Genomic DNA, 20438 nt, shown 5'->3' on the forward strand with positions numbered 1-20438 from the left:
GGCGGCGTGACTTTGCGGGCCGAGGCTGGCGGGGAGCGTCCATGACCGGACTGTGTAGACACGCCACCGGGTTCGCCAGCCGATCCGGGTCTGTGGACAAGGGCCAGCGGTCATCTCGCTCGCGCATGCCTCGCGGGGCCGCGGGCGCGCGGTGCGGCCCGGCGTCCGTCACATTGCAGGCGGTGGGGCGGGCACGTAGACTGGTCGCCGCAGTCCGCAGCCGCGGGCTGACTTCGCATGCACTCAGTGGCTGCGCGGAATCCGTTGTGGACATCACCGGAATCCGCGCGTTCGTCACGGCGTCCCGAACCGGTCCTGGGCCATCGGTCCGGGTATCAGGGCGTCGGTGCATCAGGGGCACCGGCCCGTCGGTGCCGTGAACCATGAAAGGAAACGGCCATGGCCGTCGTCACCACCCGCCAGCTCCTCGAGAGCGGCGTCCACTTCGGACACCAGACCCGCCGTTGGAACCCGAAGATGAAGCGCTTCATCTTCAACGAGCGCAACGGCATCTACATCATCGATCTGCGCCAGTCGCTCACCTATATCGACAAGGCTTACGACTACGTCAAGCAGACCGTTGCCCGCGGCGGCCAGATCCTGTTCGTCGGTACCAAGAAGCAGGCCCAGGAGGCTGTCGCCGAACAGGCCTCGCGCGTCGGGATGCCCTATGTCAACCAGCGCTGGCTCGGTGGCATGCTCACCAACTTCCCGACCATCAGCAAGCGCATCGCGCGGTTGAAGGAACTCGAGGCCATGGACCTCGAGACCGTCCAGTCCGGTGGATTCACGAAGAAGGAACTGCTCGGCTTTTCCCGCGAGAAGGAGAAGCTGGCCAAGTCCCTCGGCGGAATTCGCGATATGGCGAAGGTCCCGCAGGCCGTGTGGATCGTCGACACCAAGAAGGAGCACCTCGCCGTCGACGAGGCACGCAAGCTGCACCTTCCGGTGATTGCCGTCCTGGACACCAACTGCGATCCTGACGAGGTCGATTTCCCGATCCCCGGCAATGACGATGCGATCCGGTCCGTCACGCTGCTCACGCGCATCATCGCCGACGCCTGCGCCGAGGGGCTGGTGGCCCGTTCGGAGAAGGCCCAGGCCGACGGCACCCAGGCCGAGCCGCTGCCCGACTGGGAGCAGGAACTGCTCGGTGCCAACCAGGCCGGCGAGGCCGCTGGGTCCACCGATGCGGCCAAGGCCGCTGGGACTGAGGCATCCGTCGACCAGGAGCCCCAGGCTGCAGCCGCGGACCAGCCCGCACCCGAGTCCACGGCGAATGAGGCTGCCGAACCGGCAGCACAGGCCGAGTAAGCACCCCGACGACTGAGGAACGGACATATATATGGCAATCAAGGCCGCCGATGTCAAGAAGCTGCGCGACGCCACCGGCGCGGGCATGATGGACGCGAAGAAGGCCCTCACCGAGGCAGATGGCGATTTCGAGAAGGCCATCGAGATCCTGCGGGTCACCGGTGCCGCGAAGGCCGCGAAGCGGGCAGGCCGCGAGGCGACCAACGGATTGGTCGCCAGCGTCGGCAACGCGCTCATCCAGCTGGCTTCCGAGACCGACTTCGTCGCCAAGAACGCCGAGTTCATCGCCCTGGGCGATGCCATCGCCACGGCAGTCGACCAGGCCAAGGCCGATGACCTGAACCAGGCGCTCGCCCTCCCGCTCGACGGCGGGCACACGGTGGAGGAGTCGGTCAACGAGCTGGTCGCGAAGATCGGCGAGAAGATCGAGCTGTCCCATGTGGCCTACCTGCCCGGCGCGATCGATGTCTATCTGCACCGGCGCAACCCCGACCTCCCGCCCCAGGTGGGCGTGGCGGTGGCTTACGAGGGTGACGCCCCGGAGTTCGTGCACAGCGTCGCCCTGCAGATCGCCTCGATGAGCCCCAGCTATCTCAGCTCCGACGACGTTCCCGAGGACGTTCTGGAGAAGGAGCGCCGGATTGCCGAGGAGACCGCGCGCGAGGAGGGCAAGCCCGAGAAGATCATCCCGCGCATCGTCGAGGGACGCCTCAACGGCTTCTTCAAGGACGCCTGCCTCCTCGACCAGCCGAGCATTGCCGACGAGAAGAAGACGATCTCCACGTTGGCCAAGGAGAACGGCGTGACGATCACCCGCTTCGAGCGGTTCTCCGCAGGCGCCTGAGTTTCACCAGCACCGATCCCGACGCGTTCGGGATGGATCCCCCGCCAGCTGGCGGGGGATTCGCTGCATTGGGGGCGCTTCGCTGCATTGGGGGCGGTTCGCGCACAGCACGGCAGCCGGGAAGGCGGGTGCCCGGCGGGTCGGGGATGGGCGACCGGGGCGATGGCGACCACTGTGGTGGTGCGCACCTGGTGTGGCCAGGCGCGACCCCTGGGGCCAGGCGCAAGCCTTGGGGCCGAGTTGGGCTGCCGCCGTGCGGGCGGCAGCCCCGGTGGCCGTTCAGGCTAGAGTGTCCTCAGCACCACGCCAGGGGAAGCCATCATCCAGGAGGACCACGTGCCCGAGCCGTTCCATCGCGTACTTCTCAAGCTCTCCGGGGAGGCTTTCGGCAATGGGAAGCTCGGGGTGGACCCACTGGTCGTCGATGCGATCGCCCAGCAGATCGCGCGGGTGAACAAGGCTGGTATCCAGCTGTCCATCGTCGTCGGCGGCGGCAACTACTTCAGGGGCGCAGAGCTGCAGCAGGGCGGGATGGACCGCGATCGTGCCGACTACATGGGAATGCTCGGCACGGTGATGAACTCGCTGGCCTTGCAGGATTTCTGTGAGAAGGAGGGTGTGCCCACCCGGGTACAGACCGCCATCACGATGGGACAGGTCGCCGAGCCCTATATTCCTCGCCGCGCCGAGCGTCACATGGAGAAGGGCAGAGTCGTCATCTTCGGAGCAGGCTCGGGCATGCCCTATTTCTCCACCGACACCGTGGCCGCCCAGCGCGCTCTGGAAATCGGTGCTGAGATATTGCTCATGGGCAAGAACGGCGTCGACGGGGTCTATGACTGCGACCCGCGCGTGCATGCCGACGCGACGATGTTCGAGACGCTGAGCTATGACGAGTTCCTGGCCAAGGACCTCAAGGTCGCCGATGCAACGGCGGTGAGCCTGGCCCGCGACAACAAACTGAACATGGTCTTCTTCAACTTGGACGATCCCGACAACATCATGCGAGCCGTCCGGGGGGAGAAGATCGGCACCCTGGTGCACTACTGACCGCGCGCCGCACCACCCGAAAGGACGACAGTGACCACCGACATCATCAATGGCGCCGAGGCGAATATGAAGGGCACCATCGCGTTTGCCCGCGAGGACTTCGCGACGATCCGTACCGGACGCGCGAATCCGGCCATGTTCAGCAAGCTCGAGGCGCTCTACTATGACACCCCGACCCCCTTGCAGCAGCTCGCCAGCTTCAGCTCTCCCGAGCCCCGTACGATGCTCATCACCCCCTACGACAAGACCGCGCTGGGAGCCATCGAGAAGGCCATCCGCGATTCCGACCTGGGGGTCAACCCGGCCAGCGACGGCGTCGCAATCCGCTGCGTGCTGCCCGAGCTCACCGAAGAGCGCCGCCGGGACTACATCAAGATGGTCCGCGCCAAGGGCGAGGAGGCCCGCGTCCAGATACGTGGCCATCGCCGCCACGCCATGGAGCAGATCAAGAAGAAGGAGAAGGACAAGGAGATCGGCGAGGACGACGCCAGGCATGCGGAGAAGAGCCTGGACAGCCTGACCAAGAAGTATGTCGACGAGATTGACAAGCTGCTCAAGGCCAAAGAGACCGAGCTGTTGGCGGTCTGAGGCAGATGACCACCACGCGCCGTACGGGCCGCAATCTCCCCGTGGCCGTCGCCACCGGGCTCGTATTGGGCCTCGTGGTGGTTGCCACCTTGGTGTGGTGGAACTGGGGATTCGTCCTGTTCGCCTCGCTGGGCCTGACGCTCGGCGTGTGGGAGGTCTGCGGGGCGCTCGAGCGCTGCGGCATGCACCCGGCGCGTTGGCCGCTGCTCATCGGTACGCCGCTCGTCATGGTCGGTTCCTATGCAGCAGGCCAGCACAGCGGCGAACCCAAGGACGCCCAGTGGATCATCCTCGGCGGCCTGGCGCTCATGATGATCGCCTCACTGTTCGTACGGATCCCGGGCGGGACCAAGGGCTTCGTCACCGATGCCGCCGCGAGTGCGTTCGTCATCGGCTATCTTCCCCTGCTCGGCTCCGCGGTGGCGCTCATGCTGGCAGGCAACAACGGTGCAGCCCGGATCCTGTGCTTCATCGTCTGCCCGATCGCCTGCGATACCGGGGCCTATGCCTTCGGCTCGCTGTTCGGACGCCACAAGATGGCGCCGTCGATTTCCCCGGCCAAGAGCTGGGAGGGCTTCGCCGGTGGCATTGTGCTCGCGATGATCGTCGGCGCGATCACCGTGCACCTGGTGCTCCATGCCCCGATCTGGGTGGGAATCGTGCTGGGGCTCGTAGTCGGTTGCACTGGTGTGCTGGGCGATCTGGTGGAATCCGCGATCAAGCGCGACGCTGGACTCAAGGACATGAGCCATCTGCTGCCCGGTCATGGCGGGGTGATGGACAGGCTCGACTCGCTGCTCGTCGCCGCCCCGGCGGCTTGGCTCGTGATGTACCTTCTCGTGGTGTGACGCAGGCATCCCCGACACTGAGCATTGAGCGCATCATGTCCACCGGCCCCGGGCGGCGCCCGCCGCGGCACTGGATGGATCTTGGCGTGCAGGAGCGCCGCGATGCCGTCGTGGCGATGGGGATGCCCGCGTACCGTGCCCGCCAGATCTCGACCCACTGGTTCAGCAGGCTCGAGGACGACCCGCGCAGCTGGTCCGATCTGCCCGCCGCGCACCGCGAGGAGATGGCCCTCAGGCTGTTCCCCCGGCTGCTCGAACCCATCGGCGAGTACCGTGCCGACGCAGGCCAGACGCTCAAGACGGCGTGGCGGCTGCACGACGGCGCGATCGTCGAATCGGTCCTCATGCGCTACCCGCACCGCGTGACCATGTGCATCAGCTCCGAGGCCGGATGCGCCATGAACTGCCCCTTCTGCGCCACCGGTCAAGGTGGCCTGCAACGCAACCTGTCGACCGCGGAAATCGTCGGCCAGGTGCTCGATGGCGCCCGGCGGCTCGCCACCGGGCAGATCCCCGGGGGCCCGGCACGGGTCAGCAATGTGGTGTTCATGGGCATGGGTGAGCCGATGGCCAATTTCAAGGCGGTCCTGGCGGCAGTGCGCGAGTTGACATGCCCCGAGCCCGATGGGCTGGGGATCTCGGCACGAGGCCTCACCGTCTCGACGATCGGAATGGTGCCGCGTGTCGACGAGCTGGCCCAGACCGGTATCCCGGTCACGCTCGCGGTCTCGCTGCACGCCCCCGACGACGAGCTGCGCAACGAACTCGTGCCGCTCAACCAGCACTTCGACATCGATGCCGTGCTCGACGCTGCCTGGAACTATGCGAACGTCACCCGCCGACGGGTCTCCATCGAATACGCCCTCATCAAGGACATCAACGACCAGACCTGGCGAGCCGATCTGCTGGCCCGCCGGCTCAAGGCACGGGGCGACTGGGGCTGGTTCCATGTGAACCTCATCCCGCTCAATCCCACACCCGGCTCCAAGTGGACAGCCTCGCGCCGCGAGGACGAACAGAACTTCATCCTCCATCTGGAACGTCACGGCGTGCCGGTGACCTTGCGCGACACCAGGGGCCGCGAGATCGACGGCGCCTGCGGTCAGCTCGCGGCCAACCTCGGCTCACGCTGACCGTGCCGGCGCTCGGCGCCGCGAGTACGCCGGGATCGGCGAATTGCCGGGTGCCGGTGCGGGTCCCCGACGGTGTCACGGGCATAATCGCAGCGTGCGAGATGTGGTGCTGTTGGGAAGTACGGGCTCGATCGGTACGCAGGCCTGCGAGGTGATCGCAGGCCGTCGCAACGATTTCCGGCTCGTCGCCCTGGGAGCCCACGGAGATCACCTCGCCGAATTGGCTCGTCAGGCGGTGCGTTTCGATGTGCCCCTGGTCGGTATCGCCCAGCCAGGCCTGGAGGATGCCTTCTGGGCCGAGTTCGCGGCGGCCGGCGGTGGCCGGCGTCCCGAGCTGAGGTGCGGTCCACAGGCCAATGCCGCACTCGCGGCATCGCCGGCGGACGTCGTGCTCAACGCCATCACCGGTTCGGCCGGCCTGCTCGCCACATTGGCGACCCTGCGAGCCGGCACCACGCTGGCGCTGGCCAACAAGGAGTCACTGGTCATCGGGGGTCGGCTCGTCACCGAGGCGGCTGCCCCCGGGCAGCTCGTCGCGGTCGATTCGGAGCACTCGGCCTTCGCCCAGTGTCTGCGCGGCGGCGGGCACCGCGAGGTGCGCCGGCTCATACTGACCGCCTCAGGCGGTCCCTTCCGCGGCATGAGCCGAGCCCAGCTGCGCGATGTCACGCCCGACCAGGCGCTGGCCCATCCCACCTGGCGGATGGGCCGGGTCATCACCATCAACTCCGCGACCCTCGTCAACAAGGGCCTGGAGCTGCTGGAGGCGGCGCTGCTCTACGACGTCGGCCTCGACGACATCCAGGTGGTCGTCCACCCCCAGTCGATCGTCCATTCGGGAGTCGAGTTCTGCGACGGGGCAACCATCCTGCAGGCCTCCCCGCCCGACATGAAATTGCCGATCGGTCTGGCCCTCACCTGGCCGGCGCGGATGCCGGACGTGGCCAGCGCGTGTGACTGGACCCGTGCGGCGAACTGGACCTTCGAGCCCTTGGATTCGAGCAGCTTCCCGGCCGTCGAGCTGGCCCGCGAGGCAGGACGCTCGGGGGGCACCGCCCCGGCTGTGCTCAATGGCGCGAACGAGGTATGCGTCGATGCCTTCTGCGCCGGGCAGATCGGCTTCCTCGACATCGCCGAGACGATCGGCGAGGTGCTCGACCGTCACCTGGGCACCGGCCACCGCAACGACGCGCAGCTGAGCGTCGACGAGGTGCTCGAGGCGGATCGGTGGGCCCGCGCACATGCCCGGGAACTGTGCGATCGCCGGTCTCGATAAGGGCGGTTCCGTCGAGGACATGTCCGGCGACAGCGGTCGGGAGGGACGAGGCATTGGGCGGTTCGGGTTACCCTGAGTCCATGGCCGACATTTCCGTCACGCCCGTCAGGAACCCACCGACGGTGGCGACGCGCCGCAAGACCCGCAAGATTCACTGTGGAAAAGTCGACGTTGGTGGCGACGCGCCCATCTCGGTGCAGTCCATGACGACGACGCTCACAGCCAACATCAACGCCACCCTGCAGCAGATCGCCCAGCTCACCGCGGCGGGCTGCGACATCGTGCGGGTGGCGGTGCCCAGCCAGGATGACGCCGATGCGCTGGCGGCGATCGCCGCGAAGTCGCAGCTGCCTGTCGTCGCCGACATCCACTTCAACCCGAAGTATGTCTTCGCGGCCATTGAGGCCGGTTGCGCCGGGGTGCGGGTGAACCCGGGGAACATCAAGGCCTTCGACGACCGCATCGCCGACATCGCGAAGGCAGCCACCGAGCACGGCACCGGGCTGCGGATCGGTATCAACGCCGGGTCCCTGGACAAGCGGCTTGCCGGGATGTACGCGAAGGATCCGGCCGGTGCGCTCGTCGCGTCGGCACTCAATGAGGCGAAGCTCTTCGAGGACGTCGGCTTCCGCGACTTCGCCATTTCCGTCAAGCACCACGATCCGGTCATCATGGTGCAGGCCTACCGGCGGCTGTCCGAGGTGTGCGACTATCCGCTCCACCTGGGGGTCACCGAGGCCGGACCGGCGTTCCAGGGCACCATCAAGTCCGCCACGGCCTTCGGCGCCCTGCTGGCCGAGGGCATCGGAGACACGATCCGTGTCTCGCTGAGCGCCGATCCCGTCCAGGAGGTGAAGGTCGGCGTCAAGATCCTCGAGGCCTTCAACCTGCGCCCCCGACAGTTCGAGATCGTGAGCTGCCCCAGCTGTGGTCGCGCCCAGGTCGACGTGTACTCGCTCGCCGAGCAGGTCACCGAGGGGCTGAAGGACATGACGGTCCCGATCCGCGTGGCGGTCATGGGATGCGTCGTCAACGGTCCGGGCGAGGCACGTGAGGCCGACCTCGGGGTGGCCTCGGGCAACGGCAAGGGCCAGATCATCGTGAAGGGCAAGGTCATCAAGACCGTCCCCGAGGACGAGATCGTCGCCACCCTCATCGAAGAGGCCAACCGGATCGCCGCCGACTTCCCGGACGAGGGTTCGCCGCAGGTCCTGGTCTGATGTCCGGGCGCGTCCGTGCCCTGAGCCAGCGGGATCTGGCTTCGGCACGCGCTGTGCTGGACGGTCATCCGGTGCGCAACGTCTTTGTGAGCTCGCGGCTGGACATCGGTGGCCTCAATCCTGCGGCCCTGGGATGCAAGGTCTACGGTTTCGAGCGCGACGGCGAACTCGTGGCACTGTGCTACGCGGGCTCCAACATCGTGCCGATCGGTGACGATGAGGAGGCCCTCGACGGCTTCGCCGGGAGGTTCGGCCCGCATCGGTTCTCCCAGTCGATCATGGGGGCGGCCGATGCCGTGATGGGACTGCACCGGCGGCTCGTGGCACGCTGGGGCGCCGAATGGTCCGCGGTCCGGGAGCTCAGGGCTCACCAGCCGCTCATGGTCATCGAGGGCCAGTCGCCGCTGGCTCCCGATCTTCGCGTCCAACCTGCCCGGATGGAGTTCTTCGACGCCTATTTCCACGCTGCGGTGCGGATGCACACCGAGGAGGTCGGTGTCTCGCCATTGGATCCCAGCCATGGATACGAGAGCTTCGTCATGGGCCTGATCCGCTCGGGGCGGGCTTTCGCAGGCTACAACGAGGACTCCGGGCGGGTGTGGTTCAAGGCCGACATCGGCTGCGCGCATGGGAGGGTCTGTCAGATCCAGGGGGTGTGGATCGACCCGGAGCTGCGCGGCAGGGGACTGTCGGCACCGGCGATGGCCCAGGTGGTGCGGCTGTGCCGCGGCACCTTTCCGGTCGTCTCGCTGTACGTGAACGACTTCAACACCAGGGCGCGCCGGCTCTATGAGCACGTGGGCTTTTCCACCGTGGACGAGCTGGCCACGATCCTGTACTGAGCCCGGCGGACACTAGGATTGGCCGGGCATGCATTTGTCCCGGCACCGCCCACGGGCCGGCCGTGCTGCCCTTGCACTGCGTCGAGAAAGGCCTCCTTCGTGATAACCCGCATGAGCACGCTCTTCGTCCGGACCCTGCGGGACGATCCCGCCGACGCCGAGATCCCCAGCCATCGCTATCTGGTCCGGGCCGGCTATGTGCGCCGCGTGGCACCGGGGGTCTATTCGTGGCTGCCGCTGGGCCTCAAGGTGCTGCAGCGTGTCGAGGCGATCGTGCGCGAAGAGATGAGTGCCATCGGTGCCCAGGAGGTGCTGCTGCCCGCTCTGCTGCCCAAGGAGCCCTACGAGATCTCCCATCGCTGGACCGAGTATGGGCCGAACCTGTTCCGGCTGACCGATCGCAAGGGCGCCGAGATGCTGCTGGGTCCGACCCATGAGGAGATGTTCACCCTCATGGTCAAGGATCTCTACTCGTCGTACAAGGATCTGCCGCTGGTGCTCTACCAGATCCAGAACAAGTACCGCGACGAGGCGCGTCCGCGCGCCGGCATCCTGCGGGGCCGGGAGTTCGTCATGAAGGACTCCTACTCGTTCGACGTGGACGACGAGGGCCTCGCCGCCAGTTATGCCCTCCACCGCGCGGCCTACATTAAGATCTTCGACCGTCTCGGATTCGACTACGTCATCGTCAATGCCAATGCCGGGGCAATGGGCGGCTCGGCCTCCGAGGAGTTCCTGGCGATCGCCCGCAACGGCGAGGACACCTTCGTACGCTCCCCGGGAGGCTACGCCGCCAATGTCGAGGCAGTGCGGATCAACGCTCCAGATCCGGTGCCCTACGATCAGGCCGCGCCGGCTCGCGTCGTCGACACCCCTGATGTGCCCACCATCGACACCCTCGTGGCGCTGCTCAACGACTCCTATCCGCGCGAGGACCGGGCCTGGACCGCTGCCGACACCTTGAAGAACGTCGTCTTCATGACAGTGGCCCCCGACGGAACCCGTGCCCCGGTGGTCATTGGCCTGCCGGGCGACCGCGAAGTCGATCCGGCCCGCCTCGCGGTGGCCCTCGCGCCCTGCGAGGTGGAGGCCTTCACCGAGGACGACTTCCGGAACTATCCTCAGCTGGTCAAGGGATATATCGGGCCTGCCCACGAGAATGGGCCCTTCCTCGGCGAGCGCGGGGCCGCCGCGATCCGCTATCTGCTCGATCCGCGCGTAGTGGCGGGCACGGTCTGGGCCACTGGCGCCAACGAGATCCGCAAGCATGTCATCGGGCTGGTGGCCGGGCGTGATTTCACCGCCGACGGGGTGGCCGATGTGGCCGAGATCCGCGAGGGCGACCCGGCACCTGACGGATCGGGTCCGCTGAGCCTGGCGCGCGGCGTCGAGATGGGGCACATCTTCCAGCTCGGCCGCAAGTACGCGCAGAGCCTCGGACTGAAGGTGCTGGACCGCACCGGGAAGCTCGTCACGGTGACGATGGGCAGCTACGGCATTGGCGTGTCGCGGGCAGTGGGCATGGTGGCCGAGGCGAACTGCGATGACAAGGGGCTGTGCTGGCCCCGCGAGCTGGCGCCCTACCAGGTGATGGTCATCGCCACCGGCAAGGGTGAGGAGATCCTCGAACGCGCCACGCAGATCGCCGAGGCGCTGGATGCCCGGGGGGTGAGCGTGCTGCTCGACGATCGCAAGGCGAGCCCGGGGGTGAAGTTCAACGACGCCGAGCTGCTGGGCATGCCCACCAGCCTTGTCGTCGGGCGTCGCCTGGCCGAGGGTGTCGTGGAGATCCGCGACCGTCGCAGCGGGGACCGGCGTGAGGTGCCGGTCGACGACGCCGTCGCAGCGGTGCTCACCGAGATCGGGCGGTGAAGCCCCGGCGGGCCCTCGTGGTGGGGCAGCCCGAGCACAGATCGGGAAGCCCGCAGAAGGCATGTCCATGGTCGCATTGAGCGGCTGGGTGCTGGCCGGTCTCGTCCTCGCAGCCCTGGTGGCCGGCTGGGTGGATGCTGTCGTGGGTGGCGGTGGAATCATCCAGCTGCCCGCGCTGCTCATAGGCTTGCCCGCTGAGTTGGCAGTGGCCAGCGTCTCGGCCACCAACAAGTTGAGTTCGGTGGCGGGCACTGCGATGGCGGCGGCCAGCTATCTGCGCTCGGTCCCGGTGCGCTGGCGGGCCGCACTGCCCTTGGTGGTGACCGCCTGGATCGGTTCCTCGGCAGGCGCGCAGTTGGTGCACTTCGTGCCCAGGAAATGGTTCACCCCTGTCGTCCTGGTCGTTCTGGTCGGCATCGGCATCTACACCGTGCGCCGTCCCGAGCTCGGCCTGCGCCACGCACCGCGACGCGAGGGGGCGGTGTCCTGGTTGTTGCTCGTGACGATCGGGCTGGTGATCGGCCTGTGGGACGGGCTTATGGGACCCGGCACCGGCTCCTTCCTCATCATCGCTCTGGTGGCGCTGCTCGGCTATGGCTTCCTGCAGGCCTCCGCGCTCGCCAAGATCGCCAACCTGGCAACCAATCTCGCTGCGCTCGTCGTCTTCTTCGGCAGCGGGCACATCCTGTGGTCGGTCGGGCTACCGATGGCCCTGGCGAATCTCGTGGGAGGTTGGTTGGGCTCGCGGACCGCCATCCGCTACGGCAGTGCCTTCGTGCGCAAGGTCTTCCTCGTCGTCGTCGTGGTGATCGGCGTCCGACTGGGCTGGCAGGTGGTCGAGCAGTTCGCGCATTGAGGGTCGCCGGCGGCTCAGCACCGGATCCCAGGGGCGCGATGAATCCCGGGGGGCGCGATGAATTCAGGGAGCCAGGCGCATCGGGGCAATACGGGCGGCGGGCAGCCATCGGGCGGTGAAGTCGTCGGCCCCTCCCACGGTGGCGACCAAGCCTTCCCAGCCGTCTGTGGTGCGGCGCCACCGCGCGATGAGGCCCGGCGTGGCGCCGTCGACCAGGACCACCGAGACCGCGGGCGCCCTGCCGCGTTGCGGCATTCCCCTGTCGCGTGCCCGCTCCCCGCAGGCCCGCTCACCCAGCGAGGGTCCCTTGTGGGGCCCGCGATCAATCCCACCTGACATGACCGACAGCATAGACATTCATTCATACACATGTTCGAATCCATCTCGGGTGCGGTGATCCGAGATGCCCTGGGGGATCCGTGGAGAGCATGGCCTGGGGGTGCTCAGACCCAGCCGGGCCACCAGCTCAGTGCAACGCCGTGCGAGGGTGCCTGAAGGCTCTGGGCGGCCATCGATGCCAGGGCCTTCGAACGCTCGGTTCCGGTGGAGGTGGCAGCCACGGGAACCCACGCCGCCAGGACACCCGACTCGAGCTTGCCCCAGATCTGCGGCCAGCTGCTCGGGTCGTTGACATCACCCGGCAGCGTATAGGCGATGGCGGGAGCCGACGGCCGGGCCGATGCCGAGGCCAGCTGGGTCGCGATGCTGTTGCGCAGTTCCTCTACCGCCGCCACCCGGTCCACCATCTGCGTCTGCGTGTCGCCCGAACGTCCGATCATGGCCTGTAGCCCGAAGCGCAGCGCGTCCACCCGGCTCAGCAGCACCTGAAGGGTCTCGTCGCGCGAGCCGAGCACGATCCGCGCAGGTACTGCGCTGCCCTCGCCGGTCGGTACCGCGAAGGAGGCGCCGTCGCCGTGGGCCGTCACCAGCTGGCGGCCGGCGTCGGCGTAGCAGTACAGCGAGGCCCACAACATGGCGGTGACCGGTTCGGTCTGGGCGAGCGCGACGCCCAGATGCGATGCGGCCAGCGTCTCGTAGCCGGTTCTCAGGGCCACGAGTGCCTCGGCCAGTCCTGAGGGCCCACCGGCCGGGGCACTCGGTGAGGGACTCGCCATGAGGGGGCTGTGGTCGGCGTTCACACCGCCGAGCGGATCGGCCTGGGCCAGCACGGTGGCGTGGTGCGCGTGAGCCTTTGCGGCGGCTGCGCACCACTCGCCGAAACCGGCCGGAGCCGACCATGCGGCGGCCCCCGAGGCGCACGACGAGTTCAGTGCCGCCAGCGATGTCTCCTCGCGAACGGCCTCGCGGCGATGAGCGTCCAGCTGTGCCGGCGACGCCGAGCCGGCGGCCGGGGAGCCGACGACGACGGGCGAGGGTGCACATCCGGACAGTGCGCCGATTCCACCGATGAGGAGCACCGCCCTTCGCGAGATCACGGGCACGACACTAGCGTGCACCGCGCATGCTGCCTCGTGCAGATCCCCGGTGGTCCGCGGTGGCGTCTGGTCACGAACGCCTATGCTTGACGCGCGAGCATTACCCGGCGGCACGCCAGGGCCATGACCACTGCGCGGGCCTTCGGGTGCACAACCGAACAGACAAGAGGACGAGGACACTCGTGAAGCAATCGGCACTGATCGACGTGGTGGAGCCGGTCATTACAGCCTGCGGGCTGGAACTGGACAAGCTCACGGTGGTGCGCGCCGGCGCCCGCCACGTGGTGCGTATCACCCTCGATGGCGACGGGCCGAGCGGCCACGGCCCCGATCTCGACGAGATCGCGGAGGCGACCCGGGCCATCTCGGCTGCCCTCGACGAATCGGATGCGGCCGGTCAGGCTCCCTACACCTTGGAGGTGAGCAGCCGTGGCGTTTCTGCCCCGCTCGCCAGGCCAGCCCATTGGCGCCGTAACGCGGGTCGCCTCGTGACGGTGCACACCACCGACGGCGAGCAGTTCACCGGGCGGATCACCGACAGTGACGACACAGCTGCAAACCTCGCTGTGGATGGCCGGTCTCGCCGGATCGACTACTCGCAGGTCCGCAAGGCAGTCGTCCAGATTGAGATGAACCGCAAGGACCAGGAGGACTGACGTGGACATCGACCTCACAGCGCTGCGTGCGCTGGAGCACGAGAAGGACATCCCTGTCGACTATCTCGTCGATACGCTCGAACAGGCCCTTCTCGACGCCTATCGCAAGACGGACCAGGCCAAGCCGGATGCCCACGTCAGCCTGGATCGCCGGACCGGGCGGGTATCGGTCCTGGTGCCCGAGCGCGACGAGCAGGGCACTGTCATCGGCCAGTTCGACGACACCCCGGCCGATTTCGGCCGGGTGGCCGCATCGACTGCTCGCCAGGTCATCCTGCAGCGCCTCCACGAGGTGGAGGACGAGCACCGCTATGGCAAGTTCAGCGGAGTGGAGGGCGACGTCGTCACCGGCGTCGTCCAGCAGGCCGGCGATTCGCGCACCGTGCACGTCGACCTCGGCGACATCGAGGCCATCATGCCGCTGTCCGAGCAGGTACCCGGCGAGGTCTACACCCACGGCAAGCGGCTGAGGGTCTACGTTGTCAGCGTGCGCAAGGAGGCGCGCGGCACCCAGGTCGTGGTGAGCCGGACCCATCCGAATCTCGTCAAGAAGCTTTTCGCGCTCGAGGTGCCCGAGATCGAGCAGGGAATTGTCGAGGTGACCCAGATAGCCCGTGAATCGGGGCACCGCTCCAAGATCGCCGTGGTCTCGCACAATGCCGATGTCTCGGCCAAGGGCGCCTGCATCGGGCCGATGGGCCAGCGCGTGCGGGCCGTGATGCACGAGCTGAACGACGAGAAGATCGACATCATCGACTGGTCGGACGATCCGGCGCGGTTCGTGGCCAATGCGCTGAGCCCGGCCAAGACCGTCAAGGTCAGCATCGTCGACCTGGCTACGCGCTCTGCCCGGGTGATCGTGCCCGATTACCAGCTCAGCCTGGCCATCGGACGCGAGGGCCAGAATGTCCGCCTGGCGGCCCGGCTCACCGGCTGGCGCATCGACATCCGGCCCGATACCGAGCTGGCCGGCGCCGAGGGCGAGGCGCCGGCGTGAAACCCACAGCGAACTGACAGCCTGCTCTTGGTCCTGCGACAGCGGGATGCGGTTGATTGATTCGTGGAGCCGGGAACCCAGGGGGTGGGGTGCCCGGCTCCACCGTCTCCTCATGACGTCCGCCGGGCCGTGGCTGACGCTGCACCCGGGCTGGCCGCGATGGCTACCATGGCGCGGTGAGCACTTCTGGCCGCGAGCGCACCTGCGTGGGCTGCCGGCGCCGCGACGACCCGGCCGCGATGGTCCGCTATGTGCTGCGCCAGATGATCCCCCTCGCCGATCCGGGGGCAACGGCCCCCGGCAGGGGCGCGTGGGTTCATCCCGACCCGGCCTGCTGGCAGCGCGCCGTGAGCCGAGGAGGCTTCGCACGGAGTTTCCGCACCGCGGTGCAGACCGCGGGCCTGCCTGCCGAGATGTTCGGCCACGACGACGCGTTTGGTGAATGAGGTGTGCCGGGAGGTATCCTGGCAAGCGCATGTGTCCAGCGTGCAGGTCAAAGCCGTGTCCGTACGGTATGCACCAGATCGTTGATCCAGAAAGTGGGCTAGCGCTCATGACTACTCGATGAGTACGAAGCAATGAGCACAACCGACGACTAACTGGTCCTGGCGCAAGGCCCGGACCTGAAGGAGAGTAGTGGCCAAGGTCCGCGTCTATGAGCTCGCCAAAGAGCTCGGACTCGAAAGCAAAGAGCTTCTGGCGAAGCTGAATGACATGGGAGAGTTCGTCCGTTCGGCGTCCTCGACCATTGAAGCCCCGGTGGTTCGCCGGGTAACAGACAAGGTGCACTCCGAGCAGGGCTCGGGCAAGAGCGCCGCCAAGACATCCGGTTCCCGCCCGGTCCCCAAGCCCCATCCCGCTGGTGGACGCGGTCCGGCCGCTCCCCACGCCGGGCAGGCCAGCGTTCAGCACGCCTCGGCACCGCACACCACGGATGCTCCCGCGGCCGGGCACGATGGGCAGACACCGGCCGAACCGGCGGCACACGGCACCCAGCCCGCTGCGGCGCAGCCGGCGCCGGCGGCGCCCTCGAGCGGCAGGGCCGCCGCGCCGCACCACAACGGCCCCACGCCCGGCGATGTGCGCGCATCGCGCCAGCCACGGGTGACCCCCAAGGCACCTACGCCGCAGTCCGGCCCGGTCTCCAGCCCCACGCCTCGTCCCGGTGCCGCCACGCGGCCCGGTTCGGCGCGTCCGGGGGGCACACCGCGTCCCTCTGCGAGCCCGTCCCAGCCGTCCACCGGCCATCGCCCGGGGGGTACGGCGGCACCGTCGCCGCATGCGCCCGCCGGGGTGCCTCACAGCCCCCAGTCCCACGGGCCGGCGTCCCAGCCGCGCACCCCGGGACATCCGGGCGGAGAGCATGCCACCTCGGCACGCCCCGGTCCCCGCCCGGTCCCGCATCCGGGACGTCCTGCGGCGCGCCCGGGAGCCACCGGCGGCCTGCCCGGTGCACCGACGCGGCGCAGTGGAACTCCTCGTCCGGGTAACAACCCGTTCAGCTCGTCCCAGGGCATGGGCCAGCAGCGGCGCTCCCCGGAGCACACCCACGGTGGGGCCAACCCCGGTGGCGGCGATTCCCGGCGCGGCCCCCGCCCCGGCGCCGGCACCAGTGGCCTGCCTCGTCCAGGCGGCACCAGTGGCCTGCCCCGTCCCAATCCCGCGATGATGCCCAAGCGGCACAACTCCCAGCTCGCCCCGGCGGGACAGCGCGGCGGCACCGCCAATCGCGGCGGCCGCGGCCGTGGTGGCTTCGGCGGCCCGAACCGCGGGGCCGGTGGCGGATTCCACGGCGGTGCCCCCGGTGTGGGCGCCCCGGTCGGTGGCGGCCGCGGTGGCCGTGGCGGCCGCGGCGGGTCGGGCACCCAGGGTGCCTTTGGCCGCGGTGGCGCAGGTCGGCGTGGACGCAAGAGCCGTAAGCAGCGCAGGCAAGAGTTCGATGAGATGCAAGCGCCCTCAATGGGCGGCCTGCACATCAGGAAGGGCAACGGCAGCACCATCCGGCTGCGCCGCGGCTCCTCGCTCACCGATCTTGCCGAGAAGATCGGCGTGGACGCCGCGCAGCTCGTCCAGGTGCTGTTCAACCTGGGCGAGATGATCACAGCCACCCAGTCGGTTCCCGACGAGACCCTCGAGGTGCTGGGGGCCGAGCTCAACTTCAAGATCGAGGTCGTCTCGCCCGAGGACGAGGACCGCGAGCTGCTGGAGAGCTTCGACCTGGAGTTCGGCGAGAACGAGGGCGGCGACGACGATCTTGCGCCGCGTCCCCCGGTCGTCACCGTCATGGGCCATGTCGATCATGGCAAGACCAAGCTGCTGGACGCCCTGCGCCATACCCATGTGGTCGAGGGCGAGGCCGGCGGCATCACCCAGTCGATCGGCGCCTACCAGGTGAAGGCGGAGGTGGAGGGCGAGGAACGCGCCATCACCTTCATCGACACCCCCGGCCACGAGGCCTTCACCGCCATGCGTGCGCGTGGCGCGAAGTCCACCGATATCGCGGTGCTCGTCGTGGCCGCCGATGACGGCGTGATGCCCCAGACCATCGAGGCCATGAACCACGCGAAGGCGGCAGATGTGCCGATTGTCGTGGCGGTCAACAAGATCGACAAGCCCGGTGCCGATCCCACCAAGGTGCGAGGCCAGCTCACCGAGTTCGACCTGGTGCCCGAGGAGTACGGCGGTGACACGATGTTCGTCGATGTCTCTGCCGTCACCCACGAGGGCTTGGACAAGCTGCTCGCGGCCATCATCCTCACCGCCGATGCGGCGCTGGACCTGCGTGCCAATCCCGATATGCCTGCCCAAGGTGTGGCCATCGAGGCTCATCTCGACAAGGGCCGCGGTCCGGTGGCCACCGCCTTGGTGCAACGTGGAACGCTGCGCAAGGGCGACTCGGTCGTCGCGGGCTCGGCCTATGGCCGGGTCCGTGCCCTGGTGAACGACCACGGCCAGCAGATCGACGAGGCACCACCCTCGATGCCTGTCCAGGTGATCGGGCTCACCAGCGTGCCGGGCGCCGGCGACAACTTCCTGGTCGTCGACGACGATCGGATGGCGCGCCAGATCGCCGAGAAGCGCGAGGCGCGGATGCGGGCCGCCCAGCAGGCGGCGTCCAGCAGGCGCCGGACGCTCGACGAGCTGTTCGAGCAGATGGAGAAGGGCGAGACCGGAGAGCTGCTGCTCATCCTCAAGGGCGATTCGGCCGGCTCGGTCGAGGCTCTGGAAGATGCCCTCTCGAAGATCGACGTTGGCGACGAGGTCGATCTGCGCGTCATCGACCGGGGTGTAGGTGCCATCACCGAGACGAATGTCTCACTGGCCGCCGCCAGCGAGCCGCACGCCGTCATCATCGGCTTCAATGTGCGTCCCACTGTCCAGGCCACCCGGCTGGCCGACCAGAACAACGTCGATGTGCGCTACTACACCGTCATCTACGATGCGATCGACGAGATCGAGGCTGCGCTCAAGGGCATGCTCAAGCCGGTCTTCGAGGAGAAGAGGCTCGGGACGGCGGAGATCCGTGAGATCTTCCGCAGTTCCAAGGTGGGCAATATCGCCGGCTGCATGATCCTCGACGGCACCATCCATCGCAACGGCAAGGCCCGGCTGATCCGCGACGGCGTCGTACTGAGCGAGACGAGCATCGCCTCGCTGCGCCGTGGCAAGGACGACGTCTCCGAGGTGCGCGAGGGCTTCGAATGCGGCCTCACCTTGGTGAACTACTCCGATATCCACGTCGGCGATCAGATCGAGAGCTACGAGATGGTCGAGAAGGTGAGGGAGAAGTAGTGCCCAATCCACGTATCGGCAAGCTCCAGGAGCAGATCCAGTTTGTCGTCGCCCAGATGCTCCAGCACAAGATCAAGGACCCGCGGCTCGGTTTCGTCACCGTCACCGAGGTCCGGCTCACCGGCGATGCCCGGGAGGCCACGGTCTTCTACACGGTGATGGGGCAGGAGGCCGATCTGGCCGCCACGGCCGCGGCGCTGGAATCGGCCAAGGGCCTGCTGCGCTCCACTGTGGGTAAGCGGCTCGGCCTGCGTTTCGCGCCCACCTTGTCCTTCGTCCCCGATGCCACCTTGCAGACGGCACAGCAGATGGAGGAACTCATCGTACGGGCCAGACGCCACGACGAGGAGCTGGGCGCCCAGCGGGGCGATCAGTATGCCGGCGAGGCCGATCCCTATGTCGTCCGGGAGGCCGATCCCCATGTCGCCCAGGGGGCAGGGGCATCGGACGAGGACGCCGACGAGCAGGCGCAGCCCCACGAGGACGAATGAGCCGCTGCCCGGGCAGCGGTGAGTCCGGCCTGCTCGTCGTCGACAAGCCGGCCGGGCTCACCTCCTCGCAGGTGGTGGGCCGGTGCCGGCGTCTGTTGGGCACCAGAAAGGTCGGCCATGCCGGCACTCTCGATCCAATGGCCACCGGCGTGCTCATCATCGGCATCAACCGCGCCACCCGGCTGCTGGGGCATCTGGCCCTGCACGACAAGAGCTATCGGGCCACCATCCGGCTGGGTGCCGCGACGATCACCGATGACGCCGAGGGTGAGGTGACGATGGTCCGCGACGCCTCGGCGGTCACCGACGAGCAGATCGGGCAGGGCGTCGCCACCTTGACCGGCGAGATCATGCAGGTGCCCAGCTCGGTCTCGGCGATCAAGGTCGGCGGGAAGCGTTCCTATGCTCGGGTGCGCGGCGGCGAGGAGGTGCATCTGGCGGCGAGGCCCGTCACGGTGAGCCGATTCGAGGTTCTCGCCCGGCGACGGCACGACGGTTTCGTCGATGTGGACGTCGAGGTGGACTGCACGAAGGGCACCTATATCAGGGCGCTGGCGCGCGATCTGGGCGCAGCGCTGGGTGTCGGGGGTCATCTCGTGACGCTGCGCCGCACCCGCATCGGCAGGTACACCCTCGACGATGCGATCGAGCTGGGCGATACCGCACCGGCGCTCATGAGCATGGCGCAGGCGGCGAGGCTGAGCTTCGAGGTGGTCGAGGTGAGCGAGGAGCAGCGCGCCGATGTCCTCGTCGGGCGCGGACTCGACCTTGCCCTGAGCGCCGCGCCTACCGGGATCATCGATCCGGATGGCGAACTCATCGCGCTCTACACGCCGGTCGGTGACCACACTGCCCGCCCTTTGGCGGTGCTTGCCTGATCACGCAGCGGTCCGGCGACCGCTCCCGGCCATCGGGTGCCGGGCTCGCACGCCGCGGTCCTTGCGCGTCAGGTGTATGCACAGATGTCTCGTCAGACCTCTCCGTCGGTGCACACTTGGCGCCTTTCAGCCGAATTGTGGCTGGCCAGGAGGCAGGAGTGCCACAGATGTGGCAGCGTGGCAGGGTGCCGCAAAGCTGGCAGCGCGACGAAGCGCCAGAACGTGGCAATGTGGCATGTGGTCCGATGTGACATGTGGTCCGATGTGGGATCGCATCGATCGAACGGGTCTCGCGATCCGTTGACAACGGCACGATGACGTGCCGATGACAGAAGTCTCTTCACG

At 68.0% G+C, this 20438-nt stretch carries 19 protein-coding genes; 17 read left to right on the top strand and 2 right to left on the bottom strand.

What is annotated here, in order from left to right; translation table 11 throughout:
• Positions 1–399: 399 nt before the first annotated feature.
• The 11 genes from rpsB to BMX93_RS00800 all read left to right on the top strand — a co-directional run bounded on the left by rpsB (position 400) and on the right by BMX93_RS00800 (position 11843).
• Positions 400–1314, top strand: a complete 915-nt coding sequence (gene rpsB / locus BMX93_RS00750) for a 30S ribosomal protein S2 (protein WP_091966653.1) — start codon at positions 400–402, stop codon at positions 1312–1314.
• 31 nt (positions 1315–1345) lie between these two features.
• Positions 1346–2158, top strand: coding sequence for a translation elongation factor Ts (tsf, locus tag BMX93_RS00755; protein ID WP_091966655.1), 813 nt, complete (start codon positions 1346–1348; stop codon positions 2156–2158).
• A gap of 336 nt (positions 2159–2494) precedes the next feature.
• A complete protein-coding gene (gene pyrH / locus BMX93_RS00760; RefSeq protein ID WP_091966656.1) occupies positions 2495–3208 on the top strand; it encodes a UMP kinase in 714 nt (237 codons plus the stop codon).
• A 66-nt stretch (positions 3209–3274) separates the two neighbouring features.
• The gene (frr, locus tag BMX93_RS00765; RefSeq protein ID WP_218139168.1) at positions 3275–3796 is read left to right on the top strand and encodes a ribosome recycling factor; all 522 of its coding nucleotides are present in this window, start codon (positions 3275–3277) and stop codon (positions 3794–3796) included.
• A gap of 5 nt (positions 3797–3801) precedes the next feature.
• Positions 3802–4644: a phosphatidate cytidylyltransferase gene (locus BMX93_RS00770; protein ID WP_091966660.1), complete on the top strand. Its 843-nt coding sequence runs from the start codon at positions 3802–3804 to the stop codon at positions 4642–4644.
• Positions 4645–4679: 35 nt separating this feature from the next.
• Positions 4680–5777: a dual-specificity RNA methyltransferase RlmN gene (gene rlmN / locus BMX93_RS00775; protein ID WP_091966662.1), complete on the top strand. Its 1098-nt coding sequence runs from the start codon at positions 4680–4682 to the stop codon at positions 5775–5777.
• A 94-nt stretch (positions 5778–5871) separates the two neighbouring features.
• Positions 5872–7053 (top strand): 1-deoxy-D-xylulose-5-phosphate reductoisomerase, encoded by a 1182-nt coding sequence (gene dxr, locus BMX93_RS00780; protein ID WP_091966664.1) that lies wholly within the window; start codon positions 5872–5874, stop codon positions 7051–7053.
• An 80-nt stretch (positions 7054–7133) separates the two neighbouring features.
• A complete protein-coding gene (gene ispG, locus BMX93_RS00785) occupies positions 7134–8273 on the top strand; it encodes a flavodoxin-dependent (E)-4-hydroxy-3-methylbut-2-enyl-diphosphate synthase (protein ID WP_091966666.1) in 1140 nt (379 codons plus the stop codon).
• A gap of 71 nt (positions 8274–8344) precedes the next feature.
• The gene (locus BMX93_RS00790) at positions 8345–9115 is read left to right on the top strand and encodes a GNAT family N-acetyltransferase (RefSeq protein ID WP_245725644.1); all 771 of its coding nucleotides are present in this window, start codon (positions 8345–8347) and stop codon (positions 9113–9115) included.
• Positions 9116–9226: 111 nt separating this feature from the next.
• Complete coding sequence (locus BMX93_RS00795) at positions 9227–10987, top strand: proline--tRNA ligase (protein WP_091966670.1); 1761 nt, start codon at positions 9227–9229, stop codon at positions 10985–10987.
• 61 nt (positions 10988–11048) lie between these two features.
• On the top strand, positions 11049–11843 hold the full coding sequence (locus tag BMX93_RS00800; RefSeq protein WP_091966672.1) for a sulfite exporter TauE/SafE family protein: 795 nt from the start codon (positions 11049–11051) through the stop codon (positions 11841–11843).
• Between the two features lie 63 nt (positions 11844–11906).
• Here BMX93_RS00800 and BMX93_RS00805 read toward each other — a convergent pair whose 3' ends face one another.
• Together BMX93_RS00805 and BMX93_RS00810 are read right to left on the bottom strand one after the other, a co-directional pair.
• Positions 11907–12182 (bottom strand): hypothetical protein, encoded by a 276-nt coding sequence (locus BMX93_RS00805; RefSeq protein WP_143052764.1) that lies wholly within the window; start codon positions 12180–12182, stop codon positions 11907–11909.
• A 104-nt stretch (positions 12183–12286) separates the two neighbouring features.
• Positions 12287–13279 carry a DUF4439 domain-containing protein gene (locus BMX93_RS00810; protein WP_143052765.1) on the bottom strand — a complete coding sequence of 331 codons (993 nt, stop codon included), beginning with the start codon at positions 13277–13279 and terminating at the stop codon, positions 12287–12289.
• Between the two features lie 182 nt (positions 13280–13461).
• Here BMX93_RS00810 and rimP point away from each other — a divergent pair, with 182 nt between their 5' ends.
• From rimP to truB, 6 genes are all read left to right on the top strand, one after another.
• Positions 13462–13935: a ribosome maturation factor RimP gene (gene rimP / locus BMX93_RS00815; RefSeq protein ID WP_245725645.1), complete on the top strand. Its 474-nt coding sequence runs from the start codon at positions 13462–13464 to the stop codon at positions 13933–13935.
• 1 nt (position 13936) lies between these two features.
• The gene (gene nusA / locus BMX93_RS00820) at positions 13937–14932 is read left to right on the top strand and encodes a transcription termination factor NusA (RefSeq protein WP_091966680.1); all 996 of its coding nucleotides are present in this window, start codon (positions 13937–13939) and stop codon (positions 14930–14932) included.
• A 176-nt stretch (positions 14933–15108) separates the two neighbouring features.
• Positions 15109–15378, top strand: coding sequence for a YlxR family protein (locus tag BMX93_RS00825; RefSeq protein ID WP_281245625.1), 270 nt, complete (start codon positions 15109–15111; stop codon positions 15376–15378).
• A 190-nt stretch (positions 15379–15568) separates the two neighbouring features.
• Positions 15569–18724 (top strand): translation initiation factor IF-2, encoded by a 3156-nt coding sequence (infB, locus tag BMX93_RS00830; RefSeq protein ID WP_091966684.1) that lies wholly within the window; start codon positions 15569–15571, stop codon positions 18722–18724.
• Complete coding sequence (gene rbfA, locus BMX93_RS00835) at positions 18724–19215, top strand: 30S ribosome-binding factor RbfA (protein WP_281245626.1); 492 nt, start codon at positions 18724–18726, stop codon at positions 19213–19215. The genes infB and rbfA overlap by 1 nt, the downstream gene beginning before the upstream one ends.
• Entirely contained in the window at positions 19212–20093 is an 882-nt protein-coding gene (gene truB, locus BMX93_RS00840) for a tRNA pseudouridine(55) synthase TruB (protein WP_091966688.1), read from the top strand. Before rbfA ends, truB begins: the two co-directional genes overlap by 4 nt.
• Positions 20094–20438 lie beyond the last annotated feature (345 nt).

This window comes from Propionibacterium cyclohexanicum (assembly GCF_900111365.1).
Classification (GTDB): Bacteria; Actinomycetota; Actinomycetes; order Propionibacteriales; family Propionibacteriaceae; genus Propionibacterium; species Propionibacterium cyclohexanicum.

Coding starts and splice junctions, on each gene's coding strand:
- rpsB (WP_091966653.1), top strand. CDS start 400: ATGGCCGTCGTCACCACCCGCCAGCTCCTCGAGAGCGGCGTCCACTTC.
- tsf (WP_091966655.1), top strand. CDS start 1,346: ATGGCAATCAAGGCCGCCGATGTCAAGAAGCTGCGCGACGCCACCGGC.
- frr (WP_218139168.1), top strand. CDS start 3,275: ATGAAGGGCACCATCGCGTTTGCCCGCGAGGACTTCGCGACGATCCGT.
- BMX93_RS00770 (WP_091966660.1), top strand. CDS start 3,802: ATGACCACCACGCGCCGTACGGGCCGCAATCTCCCCGTGGCCGTCGCC.
- rlmN (WP_091966662.1), top strand. CDS start 4,680: ATGTCCACCGGCCCCGGGCGGCGCCCGCCGCGGCACTGGATGGATCTT.
- ispG (WP_091966666.1), top strand. CDS start 7,134: ATGGCCGACATTTCCGTCACGCCCGTCAGGAACCCACCGACGGTGGCG.
- BMX93_RS00795 (WP_091966670.1), top strand. CDS start 9,227: ATGAGCACGCTCTTCGTCCGGACCCTGCGGGACGATCCCGCCGACGCC.
- BMX93_RS00800 (WP_091966672.1), top strand. CDS start 11,049: ATGTCCATGGTCGCATTGAGCGGCTGGGTGCTGGCCGGTCTCGTCCTC.
- BMX93_RS00805 (WP_143052764.1), bottom strand. CDS start 12,182: ATGTCAGGTGGGATTGATCGCGGGCCCCACAAGGGACCCTCGCTGGGT.
- truB (WP_091966688.1), top strand. CDS start 19,212: ATGAGCCGCTGCCCGGGCAGCGGTGAGTCCGGCCTGCTCGTCGTCGAC.